This is a genomic window from Ephemeroptericola cinctiostellae, from assembly GCF_003339525.1.
GTDB classification, from domain to species: domain Bacteria; phylum Pseudomonadota; class Gammaproteobacteria; order Burkholderiales; family Burkholderiaceae; genus Hydromonas; species Hydromonas cinctiostellae.
The window spans coordinates 1,767,655-1,782,241 of the sequence record NZ_CP031124.1; the positions used below are offsets into that span (position 1 = coordinate 1,767,655).

A 14,587-nucleotide genomic window follows, 5' to 3' on the forward strand; every position below is an offset into this window, starting at 1 on the left:
CTAAGTAAAGCATCACGAGACTTTAAGTCGTATTATTTAAACAGTGAGTTTGCACGGCAGCCACGAAAGGGCTTATATTTTTAGCATATTTCCTCAACGAGCCGCACCAATACTTGATATCCAAAAAAGCTTACCGTTCTTTCAAACTGTCATGCCCATACTGCATCAAAGGACTTAAGAAATACTCAATCACCCGGCGTTGATTGGTTTTAATTTCAGCAGACACCGCCATACCAGGAGAAAGTTTCACATCTGTGCCATCGATATTCAAGCTGGATTTGTCCATTTTAATACGTGACATGTAGACCAAACCGCGTTTCTCATCGTTGATGGCATCGTGTGACACCGAAACCACTTTGGCATGAATCGTGCCATATTTGGTGTATTGGAAGGTTTCAACTTTGATTTCAGCCTCTTGCCCTTCTTTAACGAAGCCAATGTCTTTGTTTTCAATGTAGGCTTCAACTTCCAATGGGTTGTCATGCGGCACAATGATCATGACCGCTTGAGCCTCAGACACCACGCCGCCAACAGTGAACACCGCCAATTGTTGTACCGTACCGTCCACAGGTGATGTGAGTGTCATGAAACCATTGCGTGCTTCTGTTTTCAATACCTGTTGTTCGTATGTAGCAATTTTTTGCTGTGCTTCGGTGATGCTGTCTAAGCTGGTGCGACGGGTTTGGGCCGTCAACTCTGCTTTTTGCGCTTGTGCTTCGCGGATAGAAGCGCTGATTTCCTTGATGTGGCTGCGTTGAGCGGCAAGGTCGGCCGTTTGCTCAATTTGCACTTGCTCTTGTTCCATCGTCGCATGCTTTGAAATGAAACCATCCTCTTGCAGTTTTTTGTAGTCTTGCGCACGCTGAGCCGCGATGGGTGCGGTTTGTTCCAGTTTACGCACCTGTGCTTGTGTGGTTTGCACTTCAGCATTGCGTTGGGCAATGGTTGAGTCAATCCGTGCCAATTGGGCATTGTATTCAGCAAATTGCCCTGACACCAAGCTTTGTGCCTCTTGAAGTTTTTCTGCTGTGACCCCTTCAATGGGCGCGAGCCTCGGTGAAGTCCTTTGAGCAATTGCATTCAGTAGCGCTTGGCCTCGTGCATTTTGTAGGCGTGCTGCCATCAATTCATCTGCGGCTTGGGCTTGATCGGCTTGCGTGCCTGCAGTATCCAGCTCGATCAACACATCACCTGCTTTAACCTCTTGCCCATCTTTGACGTAGATCGCTTTGACTTTTGAGGTTTCAAGGGCTTGAATGGTTTTAATCCGGTCATTGGGTACAATTTTCCCTTGGGCTGTGGCGACCACGTCCACGTGACCAAAAATGGCCCACAACAGCGTGATTACCATGAACGCGATGATGAGCCACGCCACGATACGCGGGGCGGGTGATACGGGGGTGTCTTGCAAGGACAAGGCTGCGGGTAAAAACTCAGACTCAATGCTTTTTCGTTCGGGTGTTTCCAGCTCTTCGCGGTGTTCCCACGCCTGCCCAAATGCATCTCGATAACGTTTGATTAAATCGCCAAAGGCTTGTAAACGGTGCTTCATGACTGCGCTCCTTGTTGCAAGCGGTACAGGTAAGCATACGCGCCCTTCTCTTTTTGAATGAGGTCGTTGTGACTGCCCATTTCGATTATTTTCCCATGATCCATGACCACAATGCGATTGGCATCACGCACAGCCGATAAGCGGTGGGCAATGACAATGACCGTACGGCCTTTGCAAATCGCTTTCATGTTGTTTTGGATGATGCGTTCAGACTCATAATCCAACGCACTGGTGGCTTCATCAAAAATCAAGATCCGTGGATTGGTGATGAGTGCACGGGCAATCGCGATGCGTTGGCGTTGACCGCCAGACAAGCTGGAGCCGTGCTCACCGACCATGGTGTCGTAGCCCTCTGGCAATTCTAAAATGAACTCATGCGCACCCGCCAATTTAGCGGCTTGCATGACCACATCCAACGGCGCACCTGGTTGCGTTAAGGCAATGTTTTCGCGAATGCTGCGATTAAATAACATATTTTCCTGTAAAACCACGCCAATTTGACGACGCAAACTGGATGAATCAACCAAAGCCAAGTCGATTCCATCCACCAGCACACGACCACTTTCAGGCACATACAGGCGTTGAATGAGTTTGGTCAGCGTACTTTTCCCAGACCCTGAACGACCAACAATGCCCAACACCTCACCTGCACCGATGTCAAGGCGCACTTTTTTCAGCACTTCCTGACCATCTGGGCGATAGCGAAACACCACATCATCCAAAGTCACGCGCCCGGAAAGACGTGGTAACGCACTTTTATTGCCTGCAATTTCGGTGCGTGTATTAAGAATATCCCCGAGCCGTTGAATCGAAATACCGACCTGTTGAAAGTTTGTCCACAACTGAGCCAAACGCATCACAGGCTGCGCCACTTGACCTGCCAGCATGTTAAAGGCAATCAATTGCCCCACCGTGAGCTGGTTATCAATCACCAAACGCGCACCCACATACATTGTTGCCACTGTCACCAGCTTGCTGACCAAACTCACACCGCTGTTGGCGATGGTGCTGATATTCGCCGTTTTAAAGGTGGTGCTCACATAATGTGCAAGCTGTTTGTCCCATTTGCGCGTCCAATGCGGCTCAACTGCCATTGCTTTGACCGTATCAATGCCTGTGATCGTTTCCACAAGAAATGCTTGATTCTCTGCACCTTGATTGAATTGATCATTCAAGCGGCGGCGCAACACAGGCGTAAACGCCATAGACAACAAGAAATAACACGGTAACGAAATCACCACAATCAATGTCAACCAACCGCTGTAGTAAAACATCACGCCCAAAAACACCACTGAGAACACCAAATCCAAAATCAATGTGACCACATTGCCCGTCAAGAATGAACGAATATTTTCCAACTCACGCACACGTGCAACCGAATCACCGACTCGGCGTGACTGAAAATATGCCATCGGCAATGCCAGCAAATGTCGAAACAATTTTGCACCCAGCTCCACATCAATCCGGCTGGTGGTGTGCGAAAACACATAGCTGCGCAAGCCCGTCAACACCACCTCAAACGTCACCACCACAAACAGCCCAATCGCAATCACATCAAGCGTCGTAAAGCCACGGTGCACCAGCACTTTGTCCATCACCACCTGAAAGAACATCGGTGTAATCAATGCAAACAGTTGCAAGACAAAGCTAATCAACAACACCTCACCCAACAATTTACGGTACTTGACCACCGCAGGAATAAACCACGTGAAATCGAATTTGGCCATATCGCCTGCCAATGAAGCACGCGATGTGAATAAAATCAAATCCCCATCCCAGCGCGCTTGAAGTTCCTCAATCGACAAAGACTCAGGCCGCCCGACAATGGGCGATTGAATCAGGACTTGGTTTTTATCAAAACGCGCCAAAATAAAGAACTGCCCATCTTTACCACGCGCCACCGCAGGCAATGGCGTTTTTTCCAGACGATCAAGGTTGATTTTGACCGCTTTAGCTTTTAATTCGAGTTGTTTGGCTGCAAGTAAGATTTCAGTCTGGCTGAAGGTGTGGTTTCTATCTTTGTATTGATGGCTGAGTTGGTCTGCATCCGCAGGCACACCATGCAATTGAGCCATGATGACCAAACAGGCAAGCCCCGTATCTACAGTGGGTTGATGAGAGTTTTGTGTGACATCGACCCCATCAGGTACTACGGGTGGATTGTTCGACATATTGAAGCCCTATAACTTTTTATTGTGAAATGTCAATTTTAATATACTTCTATGAAAAAAACCTATCTACTTCCATTTAAAAATTAAAGAATCAAGGGTTTCAACTTTAGTGGTGCTTAAATCATTGTAAGTTATGGTTTGTTGAATTTACATTTTTAAAAGCTTTTACTCACGAATCCCTAATCAGAAACAGACCGACCTGCAGCCATGCCGCTGGCCCATGCCCATTGAAAATTGTAACCACCAAGCCATCCCGTCACATCCACCACTTCACCAACGAAATACAGCCCTTCATGCAAGCGCGACTCCATTGTCCCACCGTTCAGCTCCTTCACCGCCACGCCGCCGCGTGTGACTTCAGCTTTTTTATAACCTTCTGTGCCACTTGGCATCAAACGCCATTGATTGACCTGCTGCGCCAATTGTTTCAATGCTTTATCAGGCACATCCGCCCATTTGTGTTTGGCTATTTTTTCAAAATCAGGCTTGCTCAAAAGGTGCGCCAACAGACGTTTGGGCAAATTGGGGACAAGCTGTGCCAATGCCGTATCCAACTGAACTTTAGCCCCCACTTTACCCTGACACAGCGCACACTCAAGGTCAACATCGGGTTGCAAATTCAAGGTAATCGCAGCACCCGCTTGCCAATAACTGGAAATCTGCAACACCCCAGGCCCGGTCAGGCCTTTATGACTGATTAAAACATCTTCATCAAAAGACATGTTTTTTTTGCCCTCCGCCGTGCCGATGCGCACAGGCAAAGCCAATCCTGCCAACTCAGTCCAGCCTTGCTTGCCCCATTCTGCAAAAGTCAAAGGCACCAAAGCTGGGGCAGTCGGTGAAATCGTGTGATTAAATTGTTCAGCCAAAGTGTAACCAAAACCACTCGCACCGATCGCTGGAATTGAGTACCCACCAGTGGCAATGATTAAATGTGCACATCGCCATGTCCCAGCCGTACTGGTTTCCAGCTCAAATCGCATCCCAGAACCATCATTCACGGCATGCACAGCAGTCACCGAACAGCCTGTACGCCATTGCACCCCGCCTTTTTCACATTCAGCAAAAAGCACATCAATGATGTTTTGTGCTGAGTCGTCACAGAACAACTGGCCTTTGTGTTTTTCATGGTAACGCACGCGGTGCTCACGCAACAAATTCATAAAATCACGCGCGGTATATTGGCTCATCGCAGAACGCACAAAACGAGGGTTTTGGGACACAAAATATGGAGACGCATCGCCCCCATCCAAAGCTGTATTGGTGAAATTACACCGTCCACCGCCAGAAATTCGAATTTTTTCCCCGATTTTTGTCGCATGATCCATCAATACCACTTTAACGCCACGTTGCCCAGCCACTGCGGCGGCCATCATTCCTGCTGCTCCCGCCCCGATGATGATGGTGTGAATACTTTGCTTCATAATTCTCTTTATCGTTCTTATTTCATAAAAAAGCTGTTATCAGTCCCTCCTGCAATCAGCAACGGGACATCACAACACAGTCCAAACCATTGTTTTCACAATTGCTTGGGTGAATCAACCTCAAGTAAATCAGCCTCAATTCATGAGAGTGTTTCAGGATGGCGTCCATGTTTAAGCATCAATTCCTCCTCATTCAACTGCTCATCATACGCAGTAACGAGGTTAAAATAGATTTGAACAGCATTTAAACTTTCCCAATGCGATTGATCTTTCACATGCACTTGCATGGATTCACCACCAAACCAAAATGGAAACACCCGATCCTCTTGAATGTAAGGCAAGAAATAGGGATAAGCTTGCCTCGCCACCTTAAATCTCGTTTCATAAAACATTTTCTGCATCTCATACTGTGTGAAAAAGCGAATGTGAGTCACATCCAACACCCCTGCTGGTTTGTAATGCCAAAATCCATTGGCCAGCTCATGAAAAATATGGATGTTGGCACAATTGGGTAAACTCACAATCACCTGTGCGTGCTCTGGCAGATGTTCGCGTAAAATTTGCAATGTCGACCATGGGTTGTACATGTGCTCAAGGACATCAAGCAACAATACAGTGTCCACTGATTTTAACAGCTCCAGTTCATCGCCCCCCCACGCCTCCATTGGTGATCGACTCACTTTATCCAAGCGGGTCTGCGCCACATCAGCGGTGATGGGATTGAGCTCACACCCCCATGCAAATGTCTCTGGAAAATCATGCTTGATCGTCCCACTGACCGCCCCCAAGCCACAGCCAATGTCCAAAATTCGTTTGGGTTGAAAGGAAAACATGCCTCGTATGTCTGTGCGCGGGTTATCAGGATATGCCTCCTCTTGTGTCCCTGAATTAGACAATGACTCCCAAACTTTTTTCATGCTCTCTTCCCCTGCTTCTATCATAAAAAACCTCATTAAATCAGCAACCGCATCTTATCATCAAACATCTCCTCCACCCAATGGTGTTTTGGTATTGGGGGGTATTTTTAAGGCCGTGTTCAACGGCACAACTTGAGCATAAACGGATCAACGATTTGACATTTCAGCAGACAACCGATCCTTCAAAAAATTAATGAATGCGCTGACCTTAGCCTGAGGTATCTTTCGTGGTGCATAAATAGCATGAATGTCTGCACTTGGTCCTTGCCACGACGGAAGCACTCGAACCAAGGTGCCCGCAACAATGTGTTTACTGACAGCCCACTCTGAGCGCAACAAAACCCCATGCCCTGCCAAAGCCCAATCAAGGGCAATCTCACCTTGATTGGTACTAAGTGAACCGCGAACCTTGATCGTTTCTTGGCTTTTACCATCTGTGAGCTGCCAATTGCTGAAGGTCGTCGAGTTTTCTCTCGTTACAATACAATTTAAAGTTTGCAGATCACGTGGCACCTTGGGCATGCCATATTTCTGCACATACGCAGGTGCAGCACATAACACACGTGGATTGTGTGCAAGCATCTTGGCGTGCAATCGGCTGTTTGGCGGTGTACTGGGGCGAATCCCGATGTCAATCCCATGCTCTGAAATTGACATCGGTTGGTCAGAGATGTGTAAAACAACACTGACTTCAGGATAGAGACTCACAAAATCACTGATTACATTTGGCAAAAATTGCCGCCCAAACCCATGCGTTGCATTAATGCTTAAACACCCGCTTGGTAAGCTATTTAAATTCGTTAAGTCCCGTTCCAAAGCAGCCAGTTCGCTCAAAATGGTGCAGCCCCGCTCCAAATATAACTCACCTTCTGGTGTCAGGCTCAGTCGTCGTGTGGTGCGATTGAGCAACTTGACCTTTAACCTTTTCTCCATCTGAGACAAACGTCGGCTAACCGCAGGTGGCGTCACATCCATTGCTTCAGCGGCTGAAGCCAGACTGACATGTTGAGCAAGCAGCTCAAAAAAAACGAGATCGGAAATAGATTTCATTCGTGTGTTTTTGTAATTAATTAGATGATTTTATAGCTATTGATGTATTTTTTAACAATGCTATGATGAAACCTATTGTAAACAACAGGACAACATCATGCAAGGCTCTACACTTATCATTCAAACGCTTGAACTGTTGTGTCTGGGCGCTGGGCTTGGGTTTTTTGGCGGTTTATTTGGCATTGGCGGTGGCATCATCGCAATACCGATGTTGGTGATGGGCTTTGGTATGCCACAAGCCATGGCGCAAGGCACCGTCTTGGTGATAATGGTGCCCAATCTACTCGTCAGCTGGTGGCAATACGCCCGACAGCACCCCATCCCCTTTGGCACAATGCTTCGAATTGGGGTTGTCGCTTCATTGAGCACATGGGCGGTCGCCCATGTGGCGACAAGTGTCAATCAAGCCGCATTGCATTTGGTTTTCAATGTTTTCCTTTTGATGCTCGGTGTGCGTTTATTAAAAGTGAATCGAGCACAAACCATTCAACCCATGCATCGCCCGTTTGCATCAAAATTCATGCCTTTGGTGGGTGTAATTGGTGGTGGCTGCATGGGGTTGTTGGGTGTCGGCGGTGGTTTGGTGGCCACCCCACTGTTCACCCGTTGGTTTGGGCAAAAGCAGGTTGCGGCACAAGGATTGTCTCTCGCCTTGGTGGCTCCAAGCGCATTGATCGCTTTACTCAGTTACAGTACGGCACAACAAGTGTACTGGAGCATGGGCGCAGGCGGCATACTGACAGTCTCAGCAGGTGTCGCGGTGGCTCACAGTTTACCCGAAGCGAAGATACGCACCATCTTTGCCGTGATGTTACTTCTGACTGCACTGTGGTCAATATTGCGAGTCACTTTGGGGGTATGAGCAAAACATTCAACACTCATTGGCACACATTTCATCATTGACACATTTCAATTAGAAAGACAAACAAAATGGATATTAAAGAGGTTTTAACAAGGGTTGGTTTTTTAATATGCATTGCATTGGTGGGCATATTTGTAGGTAAAAAAATTAAAATCAATCAAAAAGACATTTCGACGTTATTGGTGTATGTGATTTCGCCTGCGGTTATGTTTGTTTCTGTGCTGCAAGCCCCTAAGGGAAATTATTTACAGTTTTCTATTGCTGCGTTTTTATTTTGCTCAGTCACTGCGCTTTTGGCGTATCAAATGGGTCGACTCATTTGGGTCGATCACACTAAAAACTTATTTGCATTTTCAGGCGGCACGGGGAATACGGGTTATTTTGGTTTGCCGATTGCGTTGGCGATGTTTGATAAAACAGGTGCAGCGATTGCAGTTTTTATTATTCTTGGGGTTAATTTATATGAATTTACGGTGGGCTATTACATCACCTCATTAGGACAGCACTCAATAAAAGACAGCTTTAAAAAAGTGATCAAGATGCCCATTCTGTATTCATTTGCACTGGCGTATGTATTGAAATTAACCGATTTAACACCCAACGATGTGATTATCAACAGTTTAAGCAATTTCAAAGGAACGTACAGTGTTTTAGGCATGATGGTGATAGGCATTACGCTGTCTAAATTTGAACACTTTGAGGTTGATTTGAAATTTCTAGCCGCTGCATTGGGCTGGAAATACATGTATTGGCCTGCGGCTATTTTGCTCCTCATCCATGCATGTGGAGCAACAATCGGCAGCACCGAAAAAGCAGTGGTTTTGCTGATGGCTTGCGTACCGATGGCGGGTAATACCGTGGTGATTGCCAATGAATTGAATGTACATCCTGAAAAAGCCGCAACAGCTGTGATGCTAAGCACCATTTTGGCGATTGTGAGTGTGCCTTTAATGATGATATTCATAAATTAAAAGTCATATGAAAAACTCGGGAAAACTAGAAATCTATTTTTTCCCGAGTTCAACTCAAACCTTAAACCTGAATACCAGCGGTCAAATCACCAATGTTGGGGGTAGCATCACAGGCAATGCTTTGCACCTGAATAACTCTTTGTCTGAACAATAATAATTACCGCACTTCTAGCTTTGCAATACTCAACGCCAAGCACTTAATACCCACTTTGCCACCAAAATTAATGTAAGCACGCGTATCTTCACCACTGCCTTCGAGTTTGACAACCACACCATCGCCAAATTTAGCATGACCAACCGATTGCCCGACCCGATAACCAAGCGTGTCTTTTTTGGTTTCTTTGAAACTACCAAACGATGGCGTTTCCACTTCACCCGTTTGAGCAGTTGCGGCCCAAGCATCGTAGCGCACACGAGGTGTGAGCCATTTGAGATCATCCTCGGACAATTCATCCAAGAAGCGTGATTTAATGCCATAACGGGTTTTGCCATGCAACATGCGTTGTTGTGCCAAAGTCATGTACAAACGGGTTTGCGCACGCGTGATGGCAACGTACATCAAACGACGTTCTTCTTCAACACCACCTTCATCAGACAAACTGTTTTCGTGGGGAAACAAGCCCTCCTCCAAACCCAAAACAAACACTGTATCAAACTCCAAACCTTTAGCAGCATGTACGGTCATCAATTGCACTGCATCTTGTCCTGCTTGCGCTTGATTGTCGCCCGCTTCCAACGCCGCATGGCTGAGAAAGCCTGCCAATGGGCTCATGACCGTGTTGTCTTCTGCGGTTGCGGCGGCAGATGCATCGGAGGCATGGCCTTCAATCTGTGTGAATGCGGCGGCGGCATTGACCAATTCATTCAAGTTTTCGATGCGATCTGCCCCCTCTTTATCGGCGTTGTAATGCGCCATCAAGCCACTGTGCGTGGTCACATGATCGACCAGCTCAGATAAAGGCAAATGTTCGGTGTCAAAGCGCATGCTGTCGATCATGCGGGCAAAAGCCATCAGCTTGGCGGCTCCTGCGCCTGTGGCATGCTGCACCGCCCCCCACAAGGATGAGTTGAGGGCTTTGGCAATGTCTTGCAATTGCTCCAAAGTGCGAGTGCCAATGCCGCGCGTGGGAAAGTTGACTACGCGCATAAACGATGTGTCGTCATGAGGGTTGTCAATCAGACGCAAATAGGCCAACGCATGTTTAATTTCAGCCCGTTCAAAAAAACGCAAGCCGCCATACACGCGGTATGGGATGCCTGCATTGAATAAAGCGTGCTCGATGATGCGCGATTGGGCATTGGCTCGATACAACACGGCGATGTCTTTGCGAGCCGCGCCCTCACTGATCTGCGCCTTGATTTGTTCAATGACAAAATCCGATTCAGCATAATCGCTGGCCGCTTCATAAATGCGCACAGGCTCACCATGACCACGATCCGTCCACAGGTTTTTGCCCAAACGATTGGCATTTTGTTTAATCAAAGCATTGGCCGCGTTGAGAATGTGACCGTAAGAGCGATAGTTTTGCTCCAATTTAATCACATTGTGTTGCGCAAATTCACGTTCAAAATCACGCATGTTTTCGACTTTAGCCCCACGAAACGCATAAATCGATTGGTCGTCATCCCCCACCGCCATCATCACCGTCTGTGGGCTGGCGAGCAACTTCAGCCACGCATATTGCAAACTGTTGGTGTCCTGAAATTCATCAATCAGGATATGCGAAAATCGCGCTTGATAATGGGCACGCAAAGCTTCGTTGGCTTTGAGCACTTCATATGCACGCAACAACAACTCAGAAAAATCAACCACCCCCTCGCGCTGGCATTGCACCTCGTAAGCGGCGTAAATCTCCTGCATTTTTTTATAAAAATAATCCTTCGCTTCGACATCGGACGAACGCAGGCCTTCTTCTTTAGAACTGTTGATGAAATTTTGTACTTGCTTGGGGATGAACTTTTCAGTATCCACTTGCAAACCTTTGAGCAATCGCTTGATTGCCGAAAGCTGATCAGCGGTGTCTAAAATTTGAAAAGTCTGTGGTAAATTCGATTCGCGATGATGCGCCCGTAAAAAACGATTGCACAACCCATGAAACGTACCCACCCACATGCCTCGCGTATTCATCGGCAACAAGCCTGATAAGCGAGTCATCATTTCTTTTGCCGCCTTGTTGGTGAACGTCACAGCCAGAATCGACGGCATGCGCGCCTGACCCGTGCTGATCAACCATGCCATGCGCGTGGTCAACACACTGGTTTTACCCGAACCCGCCCCCGCGAGAACCAGCGCGGATTGCGCAGGTAGCGTCACGGCTTGCAGCTGTGTGGGATTGAGGACAGACATTTGTTTTTCGAGATTATTCATGCAACCTTAGTGAATCGAGAGGGAATTGGATTTAAAACGCGCAATGTGCGGAACAATCGACATTTTACAGTGTCACGCCTTTATAATGCCGTGTGTTTTTGAATTATTCCTCTTAAAGTCCGTCATGCCCCCTCTCACTGCCCTGTCCGTCTTACAAACCACTTTTGGTTACCCTGCTTTTCGAGGTCATCAAGGTGACATCATACAAAACATCATTGATGGCCATGATGCGTTGGTGCTTATGCCGACAGGTGCGGGTAAATCATTGTGCTACCAAATTCCAGCGATTGTCCGTCGAGGCGTGGGTGTGGTGGTTTCGCCATTGATCGCACTGATGCAGGATCAGGTCGATGCCCTCAATGAATTGGGTGTGAAAGCGGCTTTTTTAAATTCGACACAGGACTATGAGACGGCACAAGATGTCGAACGACAATTGCGCGCGGGTGCTTTGGACTTGTTGTACGTTGCACCAGAGCGGCTGCTGATGCCACGCACTTTGGATCTGCTGCAATCGCTCGATATTGCTTTATTCGCGATTGATGAGGCCCATTGCGTCTCGCAATGGGGGCATGACTTCCGCCCCGAATACATCAAGCTGTCGGTGCTGCATGAGCAATTTCCAAGCGTACCTCGGGTCGCATTAACCGCCACTGCTGACCCACAAACCCGCGCAGAAATAGCGCTGCGTTTGCAATTGACTGAAGCACGTGAATTTGTTTCGTCCTTTGATCGCCCCAACATTCGCTATACCATCGTTGAAAAAAACAATGGCCGAGCACAGTTGCTTAACTACCTCAAAGCCGAACATGCTGGTGATGCGGGAATTGTCTATTGCTTATCACGCAAAAAAGTCGAAGAAACAGCTGATTTTTTGAGCAAAAATGGCATCCCAGCCCTGCCGTACCATGCCGGATTGGACATCAGCGTGCGTGCCGCCAATCAAGCACGGTTCTTGCGTGAAGACAATCTGGTCATGACCGCAACCATCGCCTTTGGCATGGGCATCGACAAGCCAAACGTGCGCTTTGTCGCCCACCTTGATTTGCCCAAAAGCATTGAGGGCTACTATCAAGAAACAGGTCGTGCGGGGCGCGATGGCGCACCTGCCAACGCATGGATGGCCTACGGATTACAAGATGTGGTACAACAGCGGCGCATGATCGCCGAGTCCGAAGCAGGCGATGATTTCAAACGGGTGCAATACGCCAAGCTCGATGCCATGATTGGCCTGTGTGAAACCATCACCTGCCGCCGCGTGCAGCTGCTGCATTATTTTGATCAAAGCAGCGAGCCATGCGGCAACTGCGACACCTGCTTGCATCCGCCCAAAGCAGTGGACGGCACGGAACAGGTGCAAAAGCTGTTGTCCACCGTTTATCGCGTTAAACAACGTTTCGCCACAGGCCACATCATCGATGTTCTGCGGGGCATTGACACCGAACGCGTACAGCAATTTCACCATGCAGAATTGTCCACCTTTGGCATTGGCGCAGATGCGTCCGAAGCCGAATGGCGTGCAGTGATTCGCCAAACCATTGCACAAAATTTACTCACAGTGGATTTTGAAAGCTTCAGCTCATTACAATTGACCGAACTCGCTCGTCCTGTACTCAAAGGAGAACAAAAAGTCAAACTGCGCATCTACGAAAAACCAGTCAAAACCAAACGCACTGCAAACCACAGTTCCGCAAACGTTCAAGATGCCAATTTATCCGACATCGAAAAAGCAATTTTTGCAGCTTTGCGCAGCTGGCGTTTTGAGACCGCACGCGCCCACAATGTCCCTGCATACGTGATTTTCCACGATGCCACCTTGCGCGAAATCGCCATAGAAAAACCCACGCATCTGAATGAACTGCGTGGGTTATCGGGCGTGGGCGAGAAGAAACTGGATAACTATGGGGCGGAAATCATTGAAGTGGTGGCGGAATTCATCTAAATTTTTGTTTCAACTGAACCTACATGAAACCGATGCAAATGGATCAAAAAAGTGCTCCACCGCAATCATCAACGGATCAGATCATTTAATGCCATCTCCAACGGCATCTCTAACCGTATCTTTAACCATATATCAAAACTTGAATTAAACCACCCGCACAGGCACTCGCAACGCCAACGCACACATCAGCTCATAGCCTATGGTTTCTGAGGCACGTGCCACATCATCAATCGCAATGTCTTTACCCCATAATTGCACAGGACTGCCCACTTTGGCAGCGGGGACAGGATTCAAATCAACCATCAACATGTCCATCGACACCCGCCCAACAAGGCGCGTCCGCACACCGTCAACCAACACGGGCGTCCCCGTTGCCGCATGACGTGGATAGCCATCGGCATAACCACAGGCCACCACGCCAATGGTCATGTCCTCGATCGCGGTAAACTTAGAGCCATAGCCCACCGACTCGCCAGCTTGGATGTGTTGTACGGCAATGATTTCAGAATCCAATGCCATCGCCGCTTCTAAACCACACTCCGCAGCCCCTTTGTCCCCAAAAGGACTGCCACCATATGTCATGATGCCAGGACGCACCCAGTCAAAATGAGCTTCAGGATGAGCGAGGGTGGCTGCAGAGTTACTGCAACTGCGCGGTAGATTTGGGTTTTCAGCCATTAATTCAGCCGTTGCAGTACCAAATCGACGCATGGGCTCAACAATGCCATTCTCCAAATCTGCATTAGCAAAATGTGTCATGCAAGTGATCTCACCTACGCAAGCCAATGCACGCACTCGACGATAGATGCTCACGTATGCATCGGGTGCAAAACCAACACGGTTCATCCCCGAATTAACTTTCAAATACACATTGAGCGGCTGGCTTAATGCCGCTTGCTCCAACCATTCGATTTGTTCAATGCAATGGATTACCATGGTCAGATTCAATCGTTCTGCCAACTTGTAATCAGCCACTTCAAATCCACCTTCAAGCATGAGCACAGGTTTGTCCCAACCCAAATCACGCACCAACTGCGCTTCTGCAAAGTCAAGCATGGCCAAACCATCCGCACCTTGCAATCCTTTGAAAATATGTTCAATGCCATGACCATAGGCATTGGCTTTGATGGTTGCCCAAACCTTGGCGCCTGATGCTTGGTGCGCACGTTTAATATTGTGTGCAATTGCATCAGTAAATATCGTGGCAATTATCGGTCGCGGCATGATAAACTCCTATTGTTAATCGAAATTATCCGATATTCTACACAATAGATCTCGATAATGCAGTAATTTTTATGGCACACAATAAGTTATTATTTCATGGTGTTTTTTG

General features: G+C 47.7%; 10 protein-coding genes. 3 read left to right on the plus strand and 7 right to left on the minus strand.

Annotated elements, in window-relative coordinates; translation table 11 throughout:
- Positions 1 to 130 precede the first annotated feature (130 nt).
- The 5 genes from DTO96_RS07995 to DTO96_RS08015 all read right to left on the minus strand — a co-directional run bounded on the left by DTO96_RS07995 (position 131) and on the right by DTO96_RS08015 (position 7,114).
- Positions 131 to 1,552 (minus strand): HlyD family type I secretion periplasmic adaptor subunit, encoded by a 1,422-nt coding sequence (locus DTO96_RS07995; protein ID WP_114563014.1) that lies wholly within the window; start codon positions 1,550 to 1,552, stop codon positions 131 to 133.
- A complete protein-coding gene (locus tag DTO96_RS08000) occupies positions 1,549 to 3,723 on the minus strand; it encodes a type I secretion system permease/ATPase (protein ID WP_114563015.1) in 2,175 nt (724 codons plus the stop codon). Before DTO96_RS08000 ends, DTO96_RS07995 begins: the two co-directional genes overlap by 4 nt.
- 179 nt (positions 3,724 to 3,902) lie before the next feature.
- Entirely contained in the window at positions 3,903 to 5,147 is a 1,245-nt protein-coding gene (locus DTO96_RS08005) for a BaiN/RdsA family NAD(P)/FAD-dependent oxidoreductase (RefSeq protein ID WP_114563016.1), read from the minus strand.
- Positions 5,148 to 5,287: 140 nt separating this feature from the next.
- On the minus strand, positions 5,288 to 6,064 hold the full coding sequence (locus tag DTO96_RS08010) for a class I SAM-dependent methyltransferase (RefSeq protein ID WP_157964376.1): 777 nt from the start codon (positions 6,062 to 6,064) through the stop codon (positions 5,288 to 5,290).
- 147 nt (positions 6,065 to 6,211) lie between these two features.
- Positions 6,212 to 7,114 (minus strand): LysR substrate-binding domain-containing protein, encoded by a 903-nt coding sequence (locus tag DTO96_RS08015; RefSeq protein ID WP_114563018.1) that lies wholly within the window; start codon positions 7,112 to 7,114, stop codon positions 6,212 to 6,214.
- A gap of 97 nt (positions 7,115 to 7,211) precedes the next feature.
- On the opposite strand from DTO96_RS08015, the gene DTO96_RS08020 reads away from it, so the two are divergent.
- Entirely contained in the window at positions 7,212 to 7,976 is a 765-nt protein-coding gene (locus tag DTO96_RS08020; protein ID WP_114563019.1) for a sulfite exporter TauE/SafE family protein, read from the plus strand.
- Between the two features lie 68 nt (positions 7,977 to 8,044).
- Positions 8,045 to 8,947 (plus strand): AEC family transporter, encoded by a 903-nt coding sequence (locus tag DTO96_RS08025; RefSeq protein ID WP_114563020.1) that lies wholly within the window; start codon positions 8,045 to 8,047, stop codon positions 8,945 to 8,947.
- A 157-nt stretch (positions 8,948 to 9,104) separates the two neighbouring features.
- On the opposite strand, the gene DTO96_RS08030 is transcribed toward DTO96_RS08025, so the two are convergent.
- Complete coding sequence (locus DTO96_RS08030; RefSeq protein WP_114563021.1) at positions 9,105 to 11,315, minus strand: UvrD-helicase domain-containing protein; 2,211 nt, start codon at positions 11,313 to 11,315, stop codon at positions 9,105 to 9,107.
- Positions 11,316 to 11,439: 124 nt separating this feature from the next.
- On the opposite strand from DTO96_RS08030, the gene recQ reads away from it, so the two are divergent.
- Entirely contained in the window at positions 11,440 to 13,254 is a 1,815-nt protein-coding gene (gene recQ / locus DTO96_RS08035; protein ID WP_114563022.1) for a DNA helicase RecQ, read from the plus strand.
- A gap of 144 nt (positions 13,255 to 13,398) precedes the next feature.
- On the opposite strand, the gene alr is transcribed toward recQ, so the two are convergent.
- Positions 13,399 to 14,478 carry an alanine racemase gene (gene alr, locus DTO96_RS08040; RefSeq protein WP_114563023.1) on the minus strand — a complete coding sequence of 360 codons (1,080 nt, stop codon included), beginning with the start codon at positions 14,476 to 14,478 and terminating at the stop codon, positions 13,399 to 13,401.
- Positions 14,479 to 14,587: the final 109 nt, after the last annotated feature.